Here is a 21,219-nt window from a genome sequence, read left to right on the forward strand (position 1 = left end):
AGTGACGGGCGGTGTCCGGGGGGTGAACTCCGCTCATTTCGCTCGTATGCGCAGCAGAAATCGGCGCCCCGCAGCACAGATAGCCGCGATCGAGCCGGTCACGCAGAATTCCGCCGGTTCAGGAACGAGTCAGGCGCTTCACCATGCGGGTGTTGCCGAGTGTGTTCGGCTTCACCCGTGCCAGGTCGAGAAACTCCGCGACGCCCTCATCGGGAGACCGCACGAGCTCGGCGTAGATGGCCGGATCGACGGTTTCGGTACCCATGTCGCTGAAGCCGTTGCGGGTGAAGAAGCCCACCTCGAACGTCAGGCAGAACAGTCGGCTCAAGCCGAGGTCGCGGGCATCCGCTTCGAGGCGTTGCATCATGGTGTAGCCGACGCCGTGGCCGAGCCAGTTTGCGTCGACGGCGAGGGTGCGCACCTCGCCAAGGTCTTCCCACATGACGTGCAGGGCGCCGCAGCCGATCAGCTTCCCTGAGGAGTCAACGGCCACCCGAAATTCCTGCACCGCCTCGTAGAACACGACGCGGTCCTTGCCGAGCAGGATGCGCTGCTGCACGAGCGGTTCGACCAGCGCTTCAATGCCGGGAACGTCACTGGTGCGGGCGCGGCGCACCGAATACTCCAGTTCGGGTTGTTCCGGCTCCCTCTGCTGCAATACGGTCACGCCTATCGGCCCCTCTCGTGGCTAAATCAGGATCAAACCACCAGTCTAGGGATCGTGCCGCGGGATTCCGCCGCCGCCGCCGCCCGCCACCCCCGTCCTTTCTGAATTGGCCCCCACTTTTCGCCCCCACCAGAACGGATGCCCCGTCCAGCCGCCCTCTCCCCGCGCATAACTCCTGCAAATTGTGGCGGCCCCGGCCGGCCACCCCCGGAAAGACGCGGAAGTTGGCTGGAAGCCACAGAAATTGCAGGAGTTATGCACGCCAGCCGGTGCTGGGGGAACGGAAAAGGCCCGGCAGACGAATCTGCCGGGCCTTCTGCCGCTGAACTAGCGCGGGGTGAAACCTAGTCGCTCGTGATCGCCAAGTCGGGGGTGGCCGGACCGGTGCCGACGGCGGCTGCGGTGTTCACTCCGACGCCGACCGAATCTGCCCGGGTCGTCGTGGTGAAGACGAGCTTGCCCTCGACGAAGTCCACGTGCACGTGGTCTCCGGCGTTGAGCTCGCCCTGAAGGATCTTCTCCGACAGGCGGTCCTCCACCTCGCGCTGGATGGCGCGGCGCAGCGGACGAGCACCGAGCGTCGGGTCGAATCCGACCTCGATCAGGTGTTCCTTGGCCGCAAGGGCGACTTCGACGGTCATGTCGCGGTCGAGCAGACGCACGCCGAGACGTTTGATGAACAGGTCGACGATCTGCAGCAGCTCGGGCTTGGTCAGCTGCGGGAACACGATGATCTCGTCCACGCGGTTGAGGAACTCGGGCTTGAAGTGCTTCTTCAGCTCGTCCTTGACCTTGCCGGCCATGCGCTCGTACCCGGTGGTGGTGTCGCCTTCCAGTTGGAAGCCGACCGGTCCGCCCGAGATGTCCTTGGTGCCGAGGTTGGTAGTCATGATGATGACGGTGTTCTTGAAGTCGACGACGCGACCCTGACCATCCGTCAACCGGCCCTCTTCCAGAATCTGGAGCAGGGAGTTGAAGATGTCAGGGTGAGCCTTTTCGATCTCGTCGAACAGCACCACGGAGAACGGCTTGCGCCGCACCTTCTCGGTGAGCTGGCCACCCTCTTCGAAGCCGACGAATCCGGGAGGCGCACCGAACAGTCGCGACACGGTGTGCTTCTCGCCGTACTCACTCATGTCGAGCGAGATCATGGCGGCCTCGTCGTCGAACAAGAACTCGGCGAGCGCCTTGGCGAGCTCGGTCTTGCCGACACCGGTGGGACCGGCGAAGACGAAGGATCCGGAGGGACGCTTCGGGTCCTTCAGGCCGGCACGGGTACGACGGATGGTCTTGGCGAGCGCCGAGATGGCCTCTTCCTGACCGATGACGCGCTGGTGCAGTGCCTTTTCCATGAAGACGAGCCGCGAGGACTCTTCCTCGGTGAGCTTAAACACCGGAATGCCGGTGGCCTGGGCCAGAACCTCGGCGATCAGGCCTTCGTCGACCACCGCGGTGGTCTTGACGTCGCCGGACTTCCACTTCTTCTCCAGGCGCAGACGCTCGCCGAGGAGGTTCTTCTCCTCGTCGCGCAGGCCGGCGGCCTTCTCGAAGTCCTGCTCCTCAATGGCGAGTTCCTTGGCGGCACGAACCACGGCGATTTTCTCGTCGAATTCCCGCAGCTCCGGCGGGCTCGACAGGATTGACAGGCGCAGGCGAGCGCCAGCCTCGTCGATCAGGTCGATGGCTTTGTCGGGCAGGAACCGGTCGGAGACGTAGCGGTCGGCGAGGTTCGCCGCGGCTACGAGGGCACCGTCGGTGATGGATACCTTGTGGTGCGCTTCATAGCGGTCGCGCAGTCCCTTGAGGATGTTGATGGTGTGCGGCAGCGACGGTTCGTTCACCTGGATGGACTGGAAGCGGCGCTCGAGGGCGGCATCCTTCTCGAAGTGCTTGCGGTACTCGTCGAGGGTGGTCGCGCCGATGGTCTGCAGCTCACCACGGGCCAGTAACGGCTTGAGAATGGATGCGGCATCGATGGCGCCCTCGGCGGCACCCGCACCAACCAGGGTGTGGATCTCGTCGATGAAGACGATAATGTCGCCGCGGGTGCGGATCTCCTTGGTGACCTTTTTCAGGCGCTCTTCGAAGTCACCGCGGTAGCGGCTGCCGGCGATGAGCGAGCCGAGGTCGAGCGAGTAGAGCTGCTTGTCCTTGAGTGTCTCGGGCACATCGCCCTTGACGATCGCTTGGGCGAGCCCCTCGACGACGGCGGTCTTGCCGACGCCGGGCTCACCGATCAGCACGGGGTTGTTCTTGGTGCGACGCGAGAGGATCTGCATGACCCGCTCGATTTCTTTCTCGCGCCCGATGACCGGGTCGAGTTTGTTGTCGCGGGCCATCTGGGTGAGGTTGCGGCCGAACTGGTCGAGCACCTGGCTGCCGGCCGTGTTGGCCGCCTGCTCGTTGGCGCCGACCGCGACCTGCTCCTTGCCCTGGTAACCGGAGAGGAGCTGGATGACCTGCTGGCGCACGCGGTTGAGGTCGGCGCCGAGCTTGACGAGAACCTGGGCGGCAACGCCCTCGCCCTCGCGAATGAGGCCGAGCAGGATGTGCTCCGTGCCGATGTAGTTGTGGCCGAGCTGCAGCGCTTCGCGCAGGCTCAGCTCGAGAACCTTCTTCGCCCGCGGCGTGAAGGGAATGTGGCCGGTGGGCTGCTGCTGCCCCTGGCCAATGATGTCTTGTACCTGCTCGCGCACGGCATCCAGCGAGATGCCGAGGCTCTCCAGAGCCTTCGCGGCGACGCCTTCACCCTCGTGAATCAGCCCGAGCAGAATGTGCTCGGTGCCGATGTAGTTGTGGTTGAGCATCTTGGCCTCTTCCTGGGCCAAAACGACGACGCGACGAGCTCGGTCGGTAAATCTCTCAAACATATGATCGCTCCCTTGGCGCCAGGGCAGTTGGTGCCGTTACATCGAGAATAACCAGCCTGCGCCGCCCGCGGGCGTTTGTTCGCCGTAGGCGTGATACGCGCAGCGTGACGGATGCTGCGCGCTGGGCCCGCGCGCAGCATCCGCTTGACCGGGCGCTACTGCACGGCGGAAGTGAGCCGGGCGAGGTTGTCGAGGATGGTAGAGCGCAGCGGCTGCTTGCGCCACTCCTCGAGGGTCAACTCGCGACTGTTCAAACGGTTCTCATCCTCCATCGCCCGGAGGTTGCGCACGAACGACCGGCCGCGCACCATGAGCGAGACCTCCATGTTGAGGCTGAAGGAGCGCTGGTCCATATTGCTCGAGCCGACGACGGCGACCTCATCGTCGATCGTGAAGTGCTTGGCGTGCAGAATGTACGGCGCCTTGTACATGTAGATGTGCACGCCGGCGGTCAGCAATTCCTCATAGTACGAGCGCTGGGCGTGATAAACCACGGCCTGGTCGCCGATCTCCGAGACGAACAGCTCAACGCGAAGCCCTCGCTGCACGGCGGTCGTGATGGCGTACATGATCGATTCGTCCGGCACGAAGTACGGGCTCGTGATGATGATGCGGTCCTGCGCGTAGTAGAGCAACGCGAGAAACAGGCGCAGGTTGTTCTCACCCTTGAACCCCGGGCCGCTCGGCACGACCTGGCAGTCGAGGGCATCGGTCACCGGCCGCGGATGCACCGGCTCAATGTCACGAGTGAGCAGCTCATTGGTTTCGCTGTACCAGTCGGTAATGAAGATGGCGTTGAGCCCCGACACGATCGGGCCTTCCAGCCGGGTCATGAAGTCTTTCCACTTCAGACCCCGACGAATGTTCTTACGCATGTTGTAGGTGCGGTCGATGATGTTCTGCGACCCCATGAAGCCGACCAGGCCGTCGACGATGAGCAGCTTGCGGTGGTTGCGCAGGTCGGGTCGCTGCCATTTACCCTTGAACGGCTGCACCGGAAGCATGAGTTCCCAGTCGATACCGGCATCCGTCAGCCGTTTCTTGGTCTGGCGAAAACCCGGCTTGCGCATTGATTGGATATGGTCCATTAGCACGCGCACGCTGACCCCGCGCCGGTGCGCCCGCTCGAGGGCGTCGAAGAACGGCGCGGTGGTGTGGTCGAGCGAGAGAATGTAGAACTCGACGTGCACGTATTTCTTGGCCAGGTCGATGTCGGCAATCATCGTGTCGAACGACAGCTGATAGTCGTTGATCAGGCTCGCGGTGTTGTCGCCGACGAGCGGCATCGCCCCGAGGTTGCGGTTGAGTTCAACGACCGATTCTAGCCAGCTGGGCCACGGGTGGTCGCGGCGCACGAGCTCCATGCCCTCGGTGCTGCCCTGGATGAACTGGTTGATCTCATCCTGCATCAATCGGCGCTTCTTCGGCAGGGTGCGGTAGCCGATCAGCAGAAAGAGCACCACGCCGAGGTACGGGATGAAGAAAATGGTCAGCAACCAGGCCATGCCCGACATCGGGCGGCGGTTGCGAGGGACCACGATGATGGCCACGACGCGCACGGAAAAGTCGACGATCAGGGCCAGCAGAACGGTGATGGTCAGGCCGTCGATGCCGAACATTGGTACTTAGGTGGTCGGTTTGTCGAGACCGAGCCGGGCGCGTTCTTCGGCTTCGATTTGGGCGTACACCTTACGTTCGGTGCGGTCGGCGCGCAGGATTGAGCGCATCAGCATCCAGAAGATGAGGCCAAGCGCAATGGTGGGCACGACCGAAAAGAGCGCGTTACCCCAGAAGTTCTCAATCACACCCCCAGACTACGCGTAAAGGCTGGTGAAGCCCCTACTTGGTCAGGATGCCGTAGATTCCGCTGCCGAGAAAATACACGCCGACGCCGCCGACGATCACCCAGATCGCGATGCGGTTCATCGACGGCGGTTTGCGCCCGCCCTTGTCGGGCTCTAATTCGTCTTTGGGGAGATAGCTCATGAGTACCTACTAACTACTTGACCAGCGGGAAGAGGATTGTCTCGCGAATGCCGAGGCCGGTCAGGGCCATCAGCATACGGTCGATACCCATGCCCATGCCACCGGTTGGCGGCATGCCGTATTCGAGAGCGCGGAGGAATTCTTCGTCGAGGCGCATCGCTTCCGGGTCTCCCCCGGCGGCCAGGCTGGCCTGCTCGATGAAGCGTTCCCGCTGCACCACCGGGTCGACGAGCTCGGAGTAGCCGGTGGCCAGTTCGAAGCCGCGCACGTACAGGTCCCACTTCTCGACCACCCCGGCCACCGAGCGGTGGCCGCGCACGAGCGGGCTCGTGTCGATGGGAAAATCCATCACGAAGGTCGGGCGCACCAGGTCGCCCTTAACGAAGTGCTCCCAGAGCTCTTCGACGTACTTGCCGTGAATCGGGTGGTCGATCTCGATGCCTTCGCGATCGGCGATCGCGACGAGGTCGGCGAGCGGCGTCTCGGGCGTGATCGTGATACCGGCCGCCGTGGACAGGCTGTCGTACATGCCGATGCGGTCCCAGTCGCCGCCGAGGTCGAACAAAGTACCGTCGGCCCAGGTGACCACGTGCGATCCGGCAATCGCGAACGCGGCATCCTGAATCAGCTTCTGGGTGAGGTCGGCGATGGAGTTGTAATCGCCGTACGCCTCATAGGCCTCGAGCATCGCGAACTCGGGCGAGTGGGTGGAGTCGGCGCCCTCATTGCGAAAGTTGCGGTTGATCTCGTAGACCCGGTCGATGCCGCCGACCACGGCCCGCTTCAAAAACAGCTCCGGCGCGATGCGCAGAAACAGTTCGGTGTCGAAGGCGTTGCTGTGGGTCTGAAATGGGCGAGCGGATGCCCCACCGTGCATGACCTGCAGCATCGGGGTCTCGATCTCGATGAACTCGAGGTCAGTGAACGTCTTGCGCAGGCTCGCGACGGCCTTCGAACGGGACAGCACGTTGGTGCGGGCCTGCTCGCGGCTGATCAGGTCGAGGTAGCGGCTGCGCACCCGCGTTTCTTCGCTGAGCTCGGAGTGCAGGTTCGGCAGCGGCAACAGCGCCTTCGCGGCGACCTGCCAATCGGTGACCATGATCGACAGTTCGCCGCGGCGGCTGGAGATGACCTCGCCGGTAACGAACAGGTGGTCGCCGAGGTCGACCAGGTCTTTCCAGGCGGCGAGTGACTCATCGCCGACGGCGGCGAGCGAAACCATGGCCTGAATGCGGGTGCCGTCGCCCGACTGCAGGCTGGCGAAGCACAGCTTGCCGGTATTGCGCAGGTGCACGATGCGGCCGGCCAGGCCGACGATGACGCCGGTGACGGCATCCGCTTCGAGCGTGCCGAATTCGGCGCGCACGGCCGGAATGGTGTGGGTCACCGGAACCGACACCGGGTACGCGCCGCCGGCCGGGCTGGCGGCCGCCGCGTTCAGGCGGTCGCGTTTGCCGAGGCGCACGGCCTTCTGCTCGTTCATTTCCGCGTCGGAGAAGCCCTCGTCGTCGGTCGAGATGGGCGGGGTGTTCTGGCTCATACGGTTCTCCGTTGGTGCTGTCAGTTCAGAAATAAAGCGGATGCTGCCTACCCGAGGGCAAGCGGCACGTTGTCAATCAGCCGGGTGGTACCGACCCGCGCGGCCACGAGCATCCGGGCCGGTCCGCGATAGGCGTCGTCGACCGGTACAAAGGTCTGCGGGTGCACGATCACGAGATAGTCCAGTTTAACCAGCGGCTGGGCGGCAATGCGTGCGTGTGCGGCAGCGAGGGCGGCGGCGGGTCCGGCCGGCGCCGCCTGCACGGCCGCGCGGAGCCCGGCGAACAGGGCTTGCGCCGCCGTATTCTGGGCGTCGTCGAGGTAGCGATTGCGGCTCGAGAGGGCCAGCCCGCTCGGCTCGCGCACCGTCTCGACGACCTCGATCGCGGTGCGCAGGTTGAGGTCGGCAACCATGCTCTGCACGAGAAAAACCTGCTGGCCGTCTTTTTGACCGAACACCGCCGTGTCCGGTGCCACGATGCCCAGCAGTTTCGCGACGACCGTGAGCATGCCGTCGAAGTGGCCCGGGCGCGCAGCTCCCTCGTAGGCGCTGCCGATCGGGCCGGCGGTCACCCGCGTGCCGTTCGCGCTGTCTGGATACATTTCGCTGGCCGTGGGCGCAAACACGACCGAAACGTTCTCGTCGGCAAGGGTGGCCAGGTCGGCATCGAGGGTGCGCGGGTACCGCTCGAGGTCTTCGCCGGCGCCGAACTGCAGCGGGTTCACGAAGATCGACACCACCACGATGTCGCCCAGAGCGTGCGCCCGCCGCACCAGCGCGAGGTGCCCGGCGTGCAGGGCCCCCATGGTCGGTACGAGCACGATGCGGGTGTCCCCGCCGACCAGCGCCGAACGGCCCCGGGCCTGACCGAGCCGGTGTTGCAGGGCGGTGATGGTGCTGATCACTTCGGTCGTGCTCATTCGATTGTCCGGTCGTCGTCAAGCGGATGCTGCCTGGGCGCGATTTCGTCCAGCCCGGTCAGGTCGAGGCGTTCCGGGCTCGTGCGCCCGAGGGCGTTCTCCATCGCGGAGCGAAGCAGCGGCCCCAGCACGGCTCCCGGCTGCTCCATCCCGATTCCGGCGAGCAGCCGCGTGGCCTGCTCGACGATCGACGTGGAGAATGCGGTGGCGATCTCGATGGCTTCAGCGTAGCTGGCGCGGTCGGCCTCGGCGACGATGAGCGGTTCGCCGCCCATCTCCACCGCGAGCGCCTGCCCGATCGGCAGCACCGGGCCGGGCGCGGTCACCGCGAAATAGCTGTCCGCGAGCCGGGCCAAATCGAGGCTCGTGCCGGTGAAGGCCATGGCTGGGTGGATGGCGAGTGGGATCGCTCCGGCTGCCTGGGCGGGCGCGAGCACCGCGGTGCCGAAGCGGGCGGAGGTGTGCAGCACAAGCTGGCCTGGCTGCCAGGTGTTCGTCACGGCGAGGCCCTGCACCAGACTCTCCAGCTGGGCATCGGGTACCGCGATGATGACCAGCTCACTGCGTTCGACCACCTCGGGCACGGTGAGGATCGGCACGAGCGGCAGGATGGCTTCGGCCCGATCACGGCTGGCCTGCGAGATCGCTGAGATGCCCACGATCGCGTGGCCGGCACCCGCGAGTGCGGCGCCGAGAATGGGGCCGACGTGGCCGGCTCCGATGATTCCGACGCCGAGGCGGCCGGGCTTGGCGTTCATTCTGTCTCTCCGTATTGATCTGCGGCTGGCTTCGGGGCCTCGTCGGCCCGGCTCCAGCGGTGGCTGGTGTCGGCGAGCGCCGAGCTGACCGCGCCGGTGGACATCCATTGGAAAAGCACGAGCGCTTCATCGACGTCGATGACGCTGAGCGACGCCGTGACCGGGCCGGCGACCGCGAGCAGGTCGGCCGAGGCGAGGCGCAGCAGACGCTTGATCGGGCCCTGCCTCACGCTCACACCCTGCATGCGGGCGAGCGGCACGAGGATCAGGTCGCGGGAGAGCACCCCGCGGCGGATCAGGGCGACATTGCCCGAGACCGCCCAGCCGGTGCGCCACCAGGAGAAGGGTCGCAGCCAGACAGCTCGCGATGGCGCATTGCTGTAGAAATCGGCGACTCCGGAATCAGCTTTGCGGCCGCCGAGCATGCCGTTTTCGACCAGCGCCCCATGGGTATCGGTGGTGAAGCCGGGGAGGGCCAGTTCGAGCACCTTCTCGACGTCGGCGAGGGTGCCGACCGGCAGAAGCACCGTGCTCGTTGGATTACCCGCGCTCGCCCCGGCAGCGTGCCCCGCTGTGTTGATGTTGATCTGCCACCAGCCGAAACGACGCCACAGAATGGGTTGGGACACCTTGATGGCGTGGATACGCCCGGGCGGCAGGGTCTGGCTGCTCGTGGAGAGCAGGCCGAACCCGACCCGCACGCCGTCAGCCGTGCCCGCGATCGTGAACCGCAGCTGCTTGGTGATGCGCGAGAAGTAGTAGCCGACGCTGCCGATCAGGCCGGGAAGCACGGCCACGAGCACCCAGCCGCTGCTGCCGGCGATCACGCTGACGATCAGCCCGATGCCGGCCAGGAGCAGAAAGACGGTGAAGCCGCTGAGCACGACCGACCCGATCAGCCGTCCGGGCGGAATGCGCACGACCGACTCCGGTGGGGCGGCGTCGGGGCCCCGTTCCGGGGCCACAAACTCGTTGTAGCGCGCCGCGGCGAAATCGCCGAGGGCCGAGTGCGCCGTGGGCGGGCCGATCAGGGTGGGGGCGGCGTCACCGCCGAGCACGGCCGGGACGGTTAGTGGTGGCGCGGCGTCCGCCGCTCTGCTCTGCCGCAGGCCGGAGGCGAGGTGCAGAATGTCGCGGCGTAGGTCATCCGCTAATTTCGAGCCGAGGTAGGCCAACTGCACGTTGCCGTCCTGACCCGCGACAGCGATGTCGAGCCGGGCGGCTCCGAACAGTCGGGGAATCAACGGCCGAGCCAGGTTCACCCCCTGCACCCGGTCGAGGCGCGCCTTGCGGTTGCTGCGAAAAACGAGGCCGCTGCGCACCTCGACGACTTCTCCGTTGATGCGAAAGGTGTGCATGCGCCAGGACAGGTAGAACGCGACAATTATGACCAGCAGCACGCCGGCGATGATGAGCAGCGCCCACCCGGTGCCGCCCCGCTGGTAGATCTCATCGATCGGGTCGCCGCCGTAGTTCTCCTCGCCCAGGAACAGGTCGATGAGCCGTTCGCGCAGGTTGGCGATCACGAAGCCGAGCACGGCCACCATGAAAATGCCGCCGCGCAGCAGTGGTGTCGCAGGGTGCAGTCGGTGCCACTGCCCGTCGGTGAGGTCGGTGCGCGGTGCAGCGAGTGGCGCCGGAACGGCGGGCTCGCTCACAGCCCCGCCCGGCGGATCTCGGCGAGCTCCACCAAACGGTCGCGCAGACTTTCGGCATCCGCTTCGGCCAGCCCGGGGATCGAGACCCCGGCGGTCGCCGCCGCGGTCACGAATTTGAGGTCGGCCAGACCGAGCCAGCGCGCCACCGGGCCGCGGGTGATATCGATGAGCTGCATGCGTCCGTAGGGCACCGCCACAAAGCGCTGAAAGAGGATGCCGCGGCGAAAGAGCAAATCATCCTCGCGCAGCAGATAGCCGATGGAGCGCACCCGGCGCGGTTCGAACACCAGGTTGATAATGGTCATCAGGAGCACCGCGAGGCCGACCCACAAGGCCCAGGTCTGCTCGAGCAGCAGCCAGAGCACGCTGGCGCCGCCGCAGACCACGACGCCGAACAAAATGGTGCCGACGATCTCGACCAGCACGTACTTCGGGGAAACCCGCTTCCACTCGCCGACGCCGACCAGGTCAAGCCGTTCCGACGGTTCGACCCGCGCGTGTTCGGGTGGGTTCACATCGTCGGAATCAGGCACGCGTACCTCCGGGCTCGTCGGTATCGGTGTCGTCGTCGGGCGGAAGGGTGCAGAAGTGTTCGGCCACGAGGCCGGCCGCCAGCATGACGGCCGCGCCGATCGCCGTACCAATCGCGAGCCAGAGCGAAGTGACCGCCGGCACCACGGATCGGGTCAGGATGTACAGCACGATGCCGAGGGAACCGCCGAACAGCAGGGACGCCGAGAGTGAGGTCGCCTTCGACAGCACGGCCACCCGCATCGCCCAGAACGGGTCGATGCGGCGCAGCGCCTTGCGTCGGCTGCCCTGACGTACCCGCCAGGCCAGACTGACGACGACGGCCGCCAACAGGATGAGCGTTAGCGGCAGGGTAACCGGTGGAACGACGATGGGGGCACCGGATGCCGCGAACGCGATCTCGAGCAGAAAGCCGATCACGAGTCCGATGAGCAGCACCGCGAGCAGCCCGGTCGCGTGCGAGCGCTTCATCGCGGTGTTCCCGGTGCCGGGTGGAGGGTGGCGGCATCCGTTGCCCGGCGCACTGTCTGGCCGGTCGCGGCGAGCAGGTCGCGCACCAGGCCCCGGCCGGGAACGGTGGCTTGCTCATCGAGGTCGAGCCAGGGGGCGAGCACGAAGTCGCGTTCCGCCGCGCGCGGGTGCGGCACGGTGAGGCGCGCGTCGTCGATGCTCAGCTGGCCAAAGGCGATGATGTCGATGTCGAGTGTGCGGTCGCCCCAGCGCTCGGCGCGCACCCGGCCGTGCTCGGCCTCGATGGCGTTGACGGCGTCGAGCAGCGCGTAGGCGCCGCCGGTGTAATCGATCGTGAGCACCGCGTTGAGATAGCGGGGGGCGCGCTCGTCAACACCGTCGAGTTTTACGGCTGCCGATTCGTAGCTCGGCGACACTGCGACGAGCGTCGCGCCGGGCAGGTCGGCGAGATCCCGCACGGCGCTCGCGAGCGTCGTTTCCCGGTCTCCGAGGTTGCTACCGAGGGCCAGAACGACTCGATCACCGGTCATGGCCGTACCCGGGTGATCTGCACAGCCACGTCGGTGAAGGGCACGGAGATGGGAGCCTGCGGCTTGTGCACCGTGACCTGCACCTTGAGCGCCGGTGGATGGGCCAGCACGACGGAGGCGATGCGTTCGGCGACGGTTTCGATGAGGTCGACGGGGTTGTGCTTGGCTGCGTCGGTGATTTGCTCGGCGAGTTCGCCATAGTGGATGGTCTGGGTCACGTCATCGCTCGCCGCCGCCGCGAGCAGATCGAGCCAGACGGTGACGTCAATGACGAAGTCCTGGCCGTTTTCTTTCTCGAAGTCGTGGACGCCATGGTGGGCGTTCACCCGCAGGCCGGTGAGGGTGATCGAATCAGTCATGGTTCCATTGTGTCGGACTCGAACGACCCGCCCGACAATTCATTGGTGGCCGGTGACGTCGATTGCCGGGCGTTGGACAGTACGTTGAGCGCCGCGCGGGTGCCGGCGACGTCGTGCACGCGCACCGCCCAGGCGCCCGCCTGTGCGGCCAGCACACTCACCACGGCGGTCGGCAGGTCACGGTCCTGCACGGGAGCGCCGTCCGGCAGAACCGCCGCCAGAAAGCGTTTGCGCGAGGCTCCGACGAGGATCGGAAGCCCCAGCGAGGCGAAGGCATCTAGCCGGTTGATTAGCTGCCAATTGTGTTCGGTCTTCTTGGAGAAGCCGAGGCCAGGGTCGAGCACGATGCGCTCGCGCGCCACGCCGGCGGCGGTCAACGCGTCCACCCGGGCGGTGAGCGCGACCATAACCTCGGTGACGACGTTGTCGTACTCCGTGAGGGCGTCCATCTGCTGGGCATGGGCACGCCAGTGCATGGCCACAAAGTTCAGGCCCGTGTCGGCGACGACAGCAGCCATGTCGGGGTCGGCCAACCCGCCGGAAACATCGTTGATGATGCTCGCTCCGGCTTTCGCTGCCGCGCGGGCCGTCGAGGCGTTGAGCGTGTCGATGCTCAGGCGCAGTCCCTGCCGGGCGAGTTCGGTGACGACCGGAATGACCCGGTTTTGTTCCTCGGCCGGAGTGACGCGGGTGGCACCCGGGCGAGTGGATTCACCGCCCACGTCGATCAGGTCGGCGCCCTGGGCGCGCAGCAGCAGTCCGTGCTCGATGGCGGCATCCGTTGCTGCCCACCGTCCGCCATCGCTGAAAGAGTCAGGTGTGACGTTGAGCACCCCCATGATGAGCGTCACTGGCCTGATCAGAGTCACTGGCCTGATCAGAGTCATTGGCCCGCGGCGATCAGGGCAATGATCTCGGCGCGGGCGGTCGGCTCGGTCAGCACGCCGCGGGAAGCCATGGTCACGGTCGAACTCGCGCTCTGGCGTGGGCCGCGGGTGCCGACACAGCCGTGCACGGCATCGAGCACGACGAGCACGCCGAGCGGGTCGAGGCCGTCCTGCAATGCGCCGGCGATCTCCTCGGTCAGGCGCTCCTGCAGCTGGGGCCGGGCTGCGATGGTTTCAACAACGGCGGGCAACCGGCCGAGGCCGACGACCCGGCCCCGTGGCAGGTAGGCCACGTGGGCGGTGCCCAGGAACGGCAGCAGGTGGTGTTCACAGATGGACCGAAAGGCGATGTCGCGCAGCAGCACGAGTTCCCCGGTGCTGTCCCCGACCGGAACGAAGTCCTGCAGGAGCTCCTGCGGGTCCTGGTCCAGGCCGGCGAAGAACTCGGCGTAGGCATCCGCTACTCGTCGCGGCGTGCTCTCCAGGCCGACTCGTTCCGGATTCTCGCCGATTGCGGCGAGAATCTCTGAAACGGCCGCCTCGATGCGTGCCCTGTCCACCGCCACGGGCGCCTAAGCGGTCGCGGGGCGGGGGTTGCGGGCCGGCGCGCGTTTTGGTTTGGCGGGGGCGGCGTCACCGCTCGTGATGCCACCGTCGACGGCGGCACCGTCGATGGGAGCCTTCGGAGCCGGCATCGCGATCGGCGGCACGTCAGACACGGGGCGCTTGTCGCTCGACAGCCACTGCGGGCGCGACGGGAGCTTTTCGACGTTGGCGAAGATCTCGGCGAGAGCGGTCTGGTCGAGCGTTTCGTGCTCGAGCAGTGCAGTGGCGAGGTCGTCCAGGATCACGCGGTTCTTGATCAAAACCTCGTAGGCCTCGTCGTGGGCGTCCTCGAGCAGCTGGCGCACCTCGCGGTCGACGCTCTCGGCCACGCGCTCCGAGTAGTCGCGCTGGTGGCCCATGTCGCGGCCGAGAAACACCTCACCGGAACCCTGGCCGAGCTTGAGCGGACCGACGACCGCGCTCATGCCGAACTCGGTGACCATCTTGCGGGCCGTCGCGGTGGCCTTCTCGATGTCGTTGGACGCGCCGCTGGTCGGGTCGTGAAAGATGATCTCCTCGGCGACACGGCCACCCATGGCGTAGGCCAGCTGGTCCAGCAGTTCGTTGCGGGTGACCGAATAGCGGTCTTCAAGCGGCATGACCATCGTGTAGCCGAGGGCCCGGCCGCGCGGCAGAATTGTGATCTTGGTGACCGGGTCGGTGAAGTTCATGGCGGTCGCGACGAGGGCGTGGCCACCCTCATGGTACGCCGTGATGAGCTTTTCCTTGTCGCGCATCACGCGGGTGCGGCGCTGCGGTCCGGCCATGACCCGGTCGACGGCCTCGTCCAGGGCCCGGTTGTCGATGAGCTGGGCGTTCGAGCGAGCGGTCAGCAGAGCGGCCTCGTTGAGCACATTTGCCAGGTCGGCGCCGGTGAAGCCGGGCGTTTTACGGGCGAGGACCTCGAGGTCAACACCGTCGGCCATCGGCTTGCCCTTGGAGTGCACCTCGAGGATGCGCTTGCGACCGAGCATGTCGGGCGCATCAACGCCGATCTGCCGGTCGAACCGGCCAGGGCGAAGCAGAGCGGGGTCAAGAATGTCTGGTCGGTTGGTGGCGGCGATCAGAATGACGTTCGCCTTCACGTCGAAGCCGTCCATCTCGACCAGCAGCTGGTTCAGGGTCTGCTCGCGTTCGTCGTGGCCGCCGCCCATTCCGGCACCACGGTGACGACCAACGGCGTCTATCTCGTCGATGAAGATAATGGCCGGGGCGTTTTCCTTGGCCTGGCTGAACAGGTCACGCACGCGGCTGGCTCCGACGCCGACGAACATTTCCACGAAGTCCGAGCCGCTGATCGCGTAAAACGGCACGTTGGCCTCGCCGGCCACGGCCCGGGCCAGCAGCGTCTTTCCGGTCCCGGGAGGGCCATACAGCAGAACGCCCTTGGGGATGCGGGCTCCGACCGCCTGGAACTTGGCCGGCTCCTTGAGGAAGTCTTTGATCTCTTCGAGCTCTTCGATGGCTTCATCGGCGCCGGCGACGTCGGCGAAGGTGACCTGTGGGCTTTCCTTGGAGACGAGCTTGGCCTTGGACTTGCCAAACTTCATGACCTTGCTGCCACCGCCCTGCATCGAGATCATGAGCCAGAAGAAGGCACCGATCAGCAGCACGGGCAGCAGGAAGCTCAGTACGGAGAGCACCCAGTTGGGCTGCGGCACCTCGTCGGTGAAGCCGTCCTTCGGGTTTGCTGCGGTCACCGCGGTGATGATCTCTTCACCACGCGGAGCAACGTAATAGAACTGAACCTGGGTGCCGAGGTCGCCGCTGGCCTTGGTCAGCGTGAGGTCGACGCGTTGTTCGCCATCGACGATAGTCGCCTCGGCGACGTTGCCCGATTCAAGAAAGCTCAGGCCCTCTTGTGTGCTGACCTCACGAAATCCGGACATGGTGATGAGGCTTGACCCCACCCAGACGGCGATGACGGCGAGCACAATGTACAAAATGGGGCCGCGGAGTAGCTTCTTGACGTTCATGGTGACCTCAGGCTAGCGCGCGTTTACAAGGGAATGCCGTGTGTTCGCCCAAAGGAAAACTCGGGCGCAGAGCCGAACGCTGTTAGAGCGCGGCGGCCGCGACGGTGGAATACACGTGCGGGGCGAGAATTCCGACCGAGCGCAGGTTGCGGTACTTCTCGTCATAGTCGAGGCCATAACCGACCACGAACTTGTTCGGAATGTTGAATCCGACGTATTTCACGTCGATGTCGACGCGCGCGGCATCCGGTTTGCGCAGCAGTGCGCAGATTTCAATGGATGCCGGACCGCGGGTTTTCAGGTTCGCCAGCAGCCACGAGAGGGTCAGGCCGGAGTCGATGATGTCCTCGACGATGAGCACGTTGCGGCCGGACAGGTCGGTGTCGAGGTCCTTGAGAATGCGCACGACGCCGCTGGATTGCGTGCCGGAGCCGTAGGAACTGACCGCCATCCAGTCCATCGTGATCGGGTGGCGCAGTTCGCGGGCCAGATCAGCCATGACCATGACGGCGCCCTTGAGCACGCCGACCAGCAGCAGATCGGTGCCGGCGTAGTCGGCTTCGATCTCGCGGCTCATTTCGGCCAGGCGATCGCGGATCTGCTCCTCGCTGATCAGGATCTCGGTGAGGTCGCCGTCAATGTCGCGAGGTTCCATATGAAAGGTGCAGTCCATTTCTTCAGATTTATGCTGGCACGGAAAAAATCAACAATCCGCCCTGCCGTATAACTCTAATACCCGGCAGGCTGAGTGCCCCCTGTCCATGCCAATCGGTCACGAGGGCCGCCACCGCCAGGGTCTGCCGCCGGTCGAGCCACACCCCACACTCCTGCTCCACTCCCAATCGGATCACGCGCTGCCGCACCGCAGCCGGCTGCGCTGCGAGAGCGGCCGCGTCGATCGTGCCATGAGCCCAGTGCCTGCGCGCGACCGCGTCGGCAAGCTCATCGAGCGCGTCGGAATCCTCGCGCAGCGCCTGAGCGGTGCGGGCGAGCGCCACGGCGACGCCGGGACCGAGCTCGCTTTCCAGCAGCGGCAGCACGGTCTCGCGCGCACGCACCCGGGCATAGCGCGGGTCGAAATTCTGCGGGTCGGTCCACGGCACGAGGCCGGCATCCGCACAAAATTGCCGGGTAGCGGCGCGACGGATGCCCAGCAACGGTCGTAAAATCGGCCCGGTTTGCGCCGCCATTCCGCGCAGGCTGGTCGGCCCGGAGCCCCGGGCTAGCCCGAGCAGCACGGTTTCGGCCTGGTCGTCGAGGGTATGACCGAGCAGCACGCCGCTCGCCCCGGTCTGCTCGAGCGCCGCAGTGAACGCCGCATAGCGTGCGGTGCGTGCGGCCGCCTCCGGGCCGGTTCCGTCGCCGTCGACCGTCACGCTCCAGACGAGCACGGGGTCGAGGCCAAGCTGGCGGGCGGTCTCGGCGGCTGCGACTGCGACATCCGCTGAACCGGTTTGCAGATTGTGATCGACGATGACCGCGCCGGCACGGATACCCGCGCGCCCGGCCTCGAAGGCGGTCGCCGCGGCCAGCGCGAGCGAATCGGCGCCGCCGCTGAGTCCAACAAGCACGAGCCCCTCGGTCGGCAGCAACGCGCGCACGGCCCGGCGAATATCGGCGATGGCCGGGGTCAGACGCGGGCGGCGGGTGGATTCCATCCAGTAACGTTATCCGCAGACTTAGATCAAGGGAGAAACAACGCCATGGCCGAATACGACGCAGTTATCGAAATCCCCCGCGGGAGCCGCAATAAGTACGAGGTGGACCACGAGACCGGCCGGGTCTATCTCGACCGCGTGCTCTACACGAGCTTTATGTACCCCACCGACTACGGCTACTTCGAGAACACCCTCGGCCTCGACGGCGACCCGGTCGACGTTCTCGTGCTGCTCGACTACCCGTTGTTCCCGGGCGTTGGCGTCTCCGTGCGTCCGGTCGGCGTGTTCAACATGACCGATGACGGCGGCTCAGACGCCAAGGTCATCGCCGTTCCGGCTGGCGACCCGCGCTGGGACCACATTCAGGATGTCCTCGACATTCCGGAGTACACCCGCAAGGAAATCGAGCACTTCTTCGAGCATTACAAGGACCTCGAGCCGAACAAGTGGGTCAAGACCGAGGGCTGGGGTGACGCCGCCGAAGCCAACCAGATCGTGGTTGACGGCATCGCGAAGCTGGCCGAAGAGGGCCACTAGCCCGCAGGACCTTCCTGAGGGGGCCCAAATCGACCTAAAACCGGTTTCGGTTGAACGGTTTGCGCCCCCTCAGCGCGAAACAGCAGGCGGGCGCTACGAACAGGGGCTCCGGTCACCGGTTATCCGGCGGCAGGAGCCCCCTTTTTGGTGTCTGGCTCGGGGCCCCCACCCGCGGGGGCTACATCAGAAAATCCGCCAAGTGCTGGTGCGGTCGTCGCACTGGTCTGCTGGCCATCGCGCGATCCCGCGAAGATCTCCAGAATTAGCTACACGTCCGGTCTCATGCGGGGCCTGAGAGCTCCGCGCTACGCTGCGGGGCGACCGACGTAGGGCGCAACAGCCCAGGACGACCAGATGCTGTGCACCCGCACGCGCGCCGAGGGGTTCGGAGCTTCGAGAATCTGCCCGCCGCCGACGTAAATCGCCACGTGGTAGTAATTGCCGGGGCTGCCCCAGAACAACAGGTCGCCCACCTGCACCTGCGCGAAGGAGACGAGCTTGCCCTGCCGCGCCATGGTGTTGTACTGGTCCGTGGCCGAGTGGGTGCCGATGTAGATGCCCGCCGCGGCGTAGGCCGCCTTGGTCAGACCCGAGCAGTCCCAGGCGTCGGGGCCGGAACCGCCGAAAACGTACCGGTCGCCGAGCTGGTCGCTGGCGAAGGCGAGAGCGGTGTCGACGGCACTCGCATTCGGCGCCGGAACGGTCGTACCGCCGCCAGCCGGAGCGCTCGGCACGCTCGGCACGCTCGGCACCACCGGAGTGACTGCGCCAGACCCCGAACCATTGCCGGAACCGGAACCGGACCCAGAATCCGAGCCGGAACCCTCAGCGGCCGCGGCGTCCTGCGCCGCTGCGGCAGCGGCAGCATCCGCTATTGCCGCAGCGGACGCCTGAGCCTGCGCGAACGCTTTCGCTGCAGCGGCCGCTTCTTCGCCGACGTGAAAGCTGCGCTCAGCCTCGGCCGTGGTGTCCTTGAGCAGGGCGAGCTGCTCGAACAGCTCGCTCGACCGGCGTTGCTGAGTGTCGTAGGCTGCCTCGGCCGCCGCTGAGCTCGCAGCCGCCGCCTCAAAGGTGGTCTTGGACTCTGCGGTGAGGCGTTCGCGTTCGTCGGTGGCCGACGCCGCCTGGTCGCCGAGCGACTCGGCCGCGTTCTGGTCCTGGCGCGCTTCGGTGTAAATCTGCTCGGACTGCTCGCTGAGCTTGCTGGCTGTACCGAGCTGACTGAGCAGGTCATCGGCGCTGTTGCCGCTCAGGAACAGGTTGAGTGAGAGACCGTTGCCGCCGGACTTGGCGAGGTGGGCCGCGATCAGGCCGGCCCGCATCTTCGACGTCGCAGCGGCAGCCTCTGCCTTTTTCGCCTGCGCGTTCAGGCTGGCTTCCCGCTCGGTGGCGGCAGCCAGGGAGTCCTGGGTGATGCGATATTCCTCGGCCGCCATCTGTGCGGTCGTCACGGCGGTCGCCGACTGGGCGGCCAAACCGTCCAACAGCTCACCCAGCGTGGCAATTTCAGTCTGCTTGGTCGACTCGTTCTGCTTGGCCTTTTCGACGTCGTTCCAGCTCGGGTAGTCCGGCGCGGCAAACGCCGCCCCGCCGGCCGCGGCAACGGATGCCGTCACGGCCGAGACCGCGCCGATCGCGACGGCCGAGAACAGTCGCTTCGATCGTGCGTGAACTCGTGCACGTGCAGTGGTGCTCGGTAACGCTGCGGTATTCCGTGCAGGTGTGCTGTTGTTAGCCAAGTGCTGCTCCCCGGTCGGCCATGAATGGAACGGGATTGATGCGGTTTCCACCAATCCAAACTTCGAAGTGCAGGTGGCAGCCGTTGGCGGCCCCGGTCTGTCCGGAGCTGGCGATGAGCTGCCCCGCCGATACCGACTGGCCGACACCCACGTTGTACCCGCCGTCGCGAATGTGGGCGTAGCCGGTCGAGACGTTGTCGCCGTGGCTGATCTTCACGAAGTTACCGTAGGTGCCGAGGCGTCCGGCCCAGGTGACGACGCCGGCGTGGGCGGCGTAGATGGGCGCGCCGCAACCGGTGCCGAGGTCTGTCGCGTAGTGAAAGCTTCCGCTGCACTGTCCGCCGCTGCCGCAAATGGTCGAGCGGGGGCCGTAGCCGCCGGTGATGCGTCCGCTGGCCGGTACGCCCCAGCCGGACATGCTCACCGTTCCGCCGGAGCCGCCGCTGGCGCGCGCTGCAGCCGCGGCCACCCGCGCACGTTCGGCCTCAGCCGCCACCCGAATTGCTTCGAGGCGGGCACGTTCGGCCACGCCAGCCTCGTAGCCGGCCGTTGTCGTGGCCTGGGCGTCGCGCATGAACTGCAGCTGCTGCTCGAGCTCGATGCCCTTGGCTTCGGATTCGGCGAGGGCATTGGCCGCCGCCTCGGCCGCGGTCTGTGCCGCAACGAGGGCGGCCTCGGCGGCGACGCGCAACACTTCGCGTTCCGCCTGGGCGACCTTGGCCTGGTCCCCGAGCGACTGGGCGTTGTTCATGGCGGACTGCGCCTCGTCGTACACATCCGAACTGCGCTCAACCAACTTGCTCATACTGCCGAGTTTTGCCAGCAGCAGGTCGGCGTCGGCGCCGTCCCCTCCGCCTTCCAGGAACAGGTTGACGCTCAGGTCCGTGCCACCGGTGCGGTAGAGCTGGGCGGCGAGCTGGCCGGCCTGCTTGGTGGCGGTATCCGCTGTGGCCTTGCTGTCGTCTGCCTGCTTCTGGATGTCCTCGGCCCGACGGGTGGCATCGTCAAATTCTCGCTGCGCGTCTTCGAGTTCGATGGCGCTCTTCTCGGCGGCGGCCTGGGTCTCCTGCACCTGCACCTGCAGGCTGGCGATGAGATTCTCGATCGCGGTCACCTGCGCGGCGGCGGCACTGGTGTTCGCCTTGGCGTTCTGCAGATCCTGCCACGAAGGGTAATCGACCGCCCGCGCCGGGGCGGCCGGGGCAACCAGCGTGACCAGAAGGGTCATGGCTGCGACGACGCTGGTTAGCGCCAGGCCGTGCCGCGGCCACCGACTGCCCGCTCGAAAACGGCTGGCCGGAGCGTTTCCGGAGCGGCGGATCACGGCTGTAGAACGAATCATTGTTTCCCAACGGGCTTTCCAGCTGCAGCTTGCGCCGCAGCAGACTCTTCAGAGTAACAAATTGAGCAGGTTTGGCCCAGTTTCAACGCCGAATCTAACTCGCGAAAAGGGCTGTGGCCCGCACATTTGTGGGCGCGGTGCGAATTGGCGTCACAAAATGGGCAGCTTTCAAACGGATGCTGCG

Annotated in this window: 21 protein-coding genes; 1 reads left to right on the forward strand and 20 read right to left on the reverse strand. The window is 66.1% G+C overall.

What is annotated here, in order from left to right; all coding sequences use genetic code 11:
- Positions 1-118 precede the first annotated feature (118 nt).
- The 18 genes from CXY80_RS08970 to tilS form a co-directional block, all read right to left on the reverse strand.
- Positions 119-667, reverse strand: a complete 549-nt coding sequence (locus CXY80_RS08970; RefSeq protein ID WP_233195194.1) for an amino-acid N-acetyltransferase — start codon at positions 665-667, stop codon at positions 119-121.
- 344 nt (positions 668-1,011) lie between these two features.
- Positions 1,012-3,537 (reverse strand): ATP-dependent Clp protease ATP-binding subunit, encoded by a 2,526-nt coding sequence (locus tag CXY80_RS08975; protein WP_104132294.1) that lies wholly within the window; start codon positions 3,535-3,537, stop codon positions 1,012-1,014.
- A 155-nt stretch (positions 3,538-3,692) separates the two neighbouring features.
- Positions 3,693-5,156, reverse strand: coding sequence for a cardiolipin synthase (cls, locus tag CXY80_RS08980; protein WP_104132295.1), 1,464 nt, complete (start codon positions 5,154-5,156; stop codon positions 3,693-3,695).
- Positions 5,157-5,162: 6 nt separating this feature from the next.
- Entirely contained in the window at positions 5,163-5,342 is a 180-nt protein-coding gene (locus tag CXY80_RS08985; RefSeq protein WP_092451794.1) for a hypothetical protein, read from the reverse strand.
- 34 nt (positions 5,343-5,376) lie between these two features.
- The gene (locus CXY80_RS19710; protein WP_166788352.1) at positions 5,377-5,523 is read right to left on the reverse strand and encodes a hypothetical protein; all 147 of its coding nucleotides are present in this window, start codon (positions 5,521-5,523) and stop codon (positions 5,377-5,379) included.
- A gap of 13 nt (positions 5,524-5,536) precedes the next feature.
- Entirely contained in the window at positions 5,537-7,063 is a 1,527-nt protein-coding gene (gene lysS, locus CXY80_RS08990) for a lysine--tRNA ligase (protein WP_104132296.1), read from the reverse strand.
- Between the two features lie 47 nt (positions 7,064-7,110).
- A complete protein-coding gene (panC, locus tag CXY80_RS08995) occupies positions 7,111-7,983 on the reverse strand; it encodes a pantoate--beta-alanine ligase (protein ID WP_104132297.1) in 873 nt (290 codons plus the stop codon).
- Positions 7,980-8,741 carry a Rossmann-like and DUF2520 domain-containing protein gene (locus tag CXY80_RS09000; protein ID WP_092451788.1) on the reverse strand — a complete coding sequence of 254 codons (762 nt, stop codon included), beginning with the start codon at positions 8,739-8,741 and terminating at the stop codon, positions 7,980-7,982. Before CXY80_RS09000 ends, panC begins: the two co-directional genes overlap by 4 nt.
- Positions 8,738-10,399 carry a PH domain-containing protein gene (locus tag CXY80_RS09005; protein ID WP_104132298.1) on the reverse strand — a complete coding sequence of 554 codons (1,662 nt, stop codon included), beginning with the start codon at positions 10,397-10,399 and terminating at the stop codon, positions 8,738-8,740. Before CXY80_RS09005 ends, CXY80_RS09000 begins: the two co-directional genes overlap by 4 nt.
- The gene (locus tag CXY80_RS09010; protein ID WP_233195197.1) at positions 10,396-10,932 is read right to left on the reverse strand and encodes a PH domain-containing protein; all 537 of its coding nucleotides are present in this window, start codon (positions 10,930-10,932) and stop codon (positions 10,396-10,398) included. The genes CXY80_RS09005 and CXY80_RS09010 overlap by 4 nt, the downstream gene beginning before the upstream one ends.
- Positions 10,925-11,401, reverse strand: coding sequence for a DUF3180 domain-containing protein (locus CXY80_RS09015; RefSeq protein ID WP_092451784.1), 477 nt, complete (start codon positions 11,399-11,401; stop codon positions 10,925-10,927). Before CXY80_RS09015 ends, CXY80_RS09010 begins: the two co-directional genes overlap by 8 nt.
- Positions 11,398-11,931 carry a 2-amino-4-hydroxy-6-hydroxymethyldihydropteridine diphosphokinase gene (gene folK / locus CXY80_RS09020; RefSeq protein ID WP_104132299.1) on the reverse strand — a complete coding sequence of 178 codons (534 nt, stop codon included), beginning with the start codon at positions 11,929-11,931 and terminating at the stop codon, positions 11,398-11,400. Before folK ends, CXY80_RS09015 begins: the two co-directional genes overlap by 4 nt.
- On the reverse strand, positions 11,928-12,290 hold the full coding sequence (gene folB, locus CXY80_RS09025; protein WP_104132300.1) for a dihydroneopterin aldolase: 363 nt from the start codon (positions 12,288-12,290) through the stop codon (positions 11,928-11,930). Before folB ends, folK begins: the two co-directional genes overlap by 4 nt.
- Positions 12,287-13,177 carry a dihydropteroate synthase gene (folP, locus tag CXY80_RS09030; protein WP_199182243.1) on the reverse strand — a complete coding sequence of 297 codons (891 nt, stop codon included), beginning with the start codon at positions 13,175-13,177 and terminating at the stop codon, positions 12,287-12,289. Before folP ends, folB begins: the two co-directional genes overlap by 4 nt.
- Positions 13,174-13,743: a GTP cyclohydrolase I FolE gene (gene folE, locus CXY80_RS09035; RefSeq protein WP_092451776.1), complete on the reverse strand. Its 570-nt coding sequence runs from the start codon at positions 13,741-13,743 to the stop codon at positions 13,174-13,176. Before folE ends, folP begins: the two co-directional genes overlap by 4 nt.
- 6 nt (positions 13,744-13,749) lie before the next feature.
- Complete coding sequence (ftsH, locus tag CXY80_RS09040) at positions 13,750-15,759, reverse strand: ATP-dependent zinc metalloprotease FtsH (RefSeq protein WP_104132302.1); 2,010 nt, start codon at positions 15,757-15,759, stop codon at positions 13,750-13,752.
- 82 nt (positions 15,760-15,841) lie between these two features.
- Entirely contained in the window at positions 15,842-16,414 is a 573-nt protein-coding gene (hpt, locus tag CXY80_RS09045; protein ID WP_092451772.1) for a hypoxanthine phosphoribosyltransferase, read from the reverse strand.
- A 28-nt stretch (positions 16,415-16,442) separates the two neighbouring features.
- Complete coding sequence (tilS, locus tag CXY80_RS09050) at positions 16,443-17,417, reverse strand: tRNA lysidine(34) synthetase TilS (RefSeq protein ID WP_104132303.1); 975 nt, start codon at positions 17,415-17,417, stop codon at positions 16,443-16,445.
- A gap of 45 nt (positions 17,418-17,462) precedes the next feature.
- Here tilS and ppa point away from each other — a divergent pair, with 45 nt between their 5' ends.
- Positions 17,463-17,954: an inorganic diphosphatase gene (gene ppa, locus CXY80_RS09055; RefSeq protein ID WP_092106945.1), complete on the forward strand. Its 492-nt coding sequence runs from the start codon at positions 17,463-17,465 to the stop codon at positions 17,952-17,954.
- Between the two features lie 305 nt (positions 17,955-18,259).
- Here the strand turns inward: ppa and CXY80_RS09060 are convergent, their stop codons facing one another.
- A complete protein-coding gene (locus CXY80_RS09060) occupies positions 18,260-19,693 on the reverse strand; it encodes an NlpC/P60 family protein (protein WP_104132304.1) in 1,434 nt (477 codons plus the stop codon).
- Entirely contained in the window at positions 19,686-21,035 is a 1,350-nt protein-coding gene (locus tag CXY80_RS09065; protein ID WP_233195199.1) for a M23 family metallopeptidase, read from the reverse strand. The genes CXY80_RS09060 and CXY80_RS09065 overlap by 8 nt, the downstream gene beginning before the upstream one ends.
- Positions 21,036-21,219: the final 184 nt, after the last annotated feature.

It is taken from the genome of Cryobacterium sp. M91, from assembly GCF_002929615.1.
In the GTDB taxonomy this organism is placed as follows: Bacteria; Actinomycetota; Actinomycetes; order Actinomycetales; family Microbacteriaceae; genus Cryobacterium; species Cryobacterium levicorallinum.

Excerpts from the sequence above, each read along its gene's own strand:
- CXY80_RS08975 (WP_104132294.1), bottom strand. The coding sequence starts at position 3,537 with ATGTTTGAGAGATTTACCGACCGAGCTCGTCGCGTCGTCGTTTTGGCC.
- cls (WP_104132295.1), bottom strand. The coding sequence starts at position 5,156 with ATGTTCGGCATCGACGGCCTGACCATCACCGTTCTGCTGGCCCTGATC.
- CXY80_RS19710 (WP_166788352.1), bottom strand. The coding sequence starts at position 5,523 with ATGAGCTATCTCCCCAAAGACGAATTAGAGCCCGACAAGGGCGGGCGC.
- lysS (WP_104132296.1), bottom strand. The coding sequence starts at position 7,063 with ATGAGCCAGAACACCCCGCCCATCTCGACCGACGACGAGGGCTTCTCC.
- panC (WP_104132297.1), bottom strand. The coding sequence starts at position 7,983 with ATGAGCACGACCGAAGTGATCAGCACCATCACCGCCCTGCAACACCGG.
- CXY80_RS09000 (WP_092451788.1), bottom strand. The coding sequence starts at position 8,741 with ATGAACGCCAAGCCCGGCCGCCTCGGCGTCGGAATCATCGGAGCCGGC.
- CXY80_RS09015 (WP_092451784.1), bottom strand. The coding sequence starts at position 11,401 with ATGAAGCGCTCGCACGCGACCGGGCTGCTCGCGGTGCTGCTCATCGGA.
- folK (WP_104132299.1), bottom strand. The coding sequence starts at position 11,931 with ATGACCGGTGATCGAGTCGTTCTGGCCCTCGGTAGCAACCTCGGAGAC.
- folB (WP_104132300.1), bottom strand. The coding sequence starts at position 12,290 with ATGACTGATTCGATCACCCTCACCGGCCTGCGGGTGAACGCCCACCAT.
- folP (WP_199182243.1), bottom strand. The coding sequence starts at position 13,177 with ATGACTCTGATCAGGCCAGTGACTCTGATCAGGCCAGTGACGCTCATC.
- ftsH (WP_104132302.1), bottom strand. The coding sequence starts at position 15,759 with ATGAACGTCAAGAAGCTACTCCGCGGCCCCATTTTGTACATTGTGCTC.
- hpt (WP_092451772.1), bottom strand. The coding sequence starts at position 16,414 with ATGGAACCTCGCGACATTGACGGCGACCTCACCGAGATCCTGATCAGC.
- tilS (WP_104132303.1), bottom strand. The coding sequence starts at position 17,417 with ATGGAATCCACCCGCCGCCCGCGTCTGACCCCGGCCATCGCCGATATT.
- ppa (WP_092106945.1), top strand. The coding sequence starts at position 17,463 with ATGGCCGAATACGACGCAGTTATCGAAATCCCCCGCGGGAGCCGCAAT.
- CXY80_RS09065 (WP_233195199.1), bottom strand. The coding sequence starts at position 21,035 with ATGATTCGTTCTACAGCCGTGATCCGCCGCTCCGGAAACGCTCCGGCC.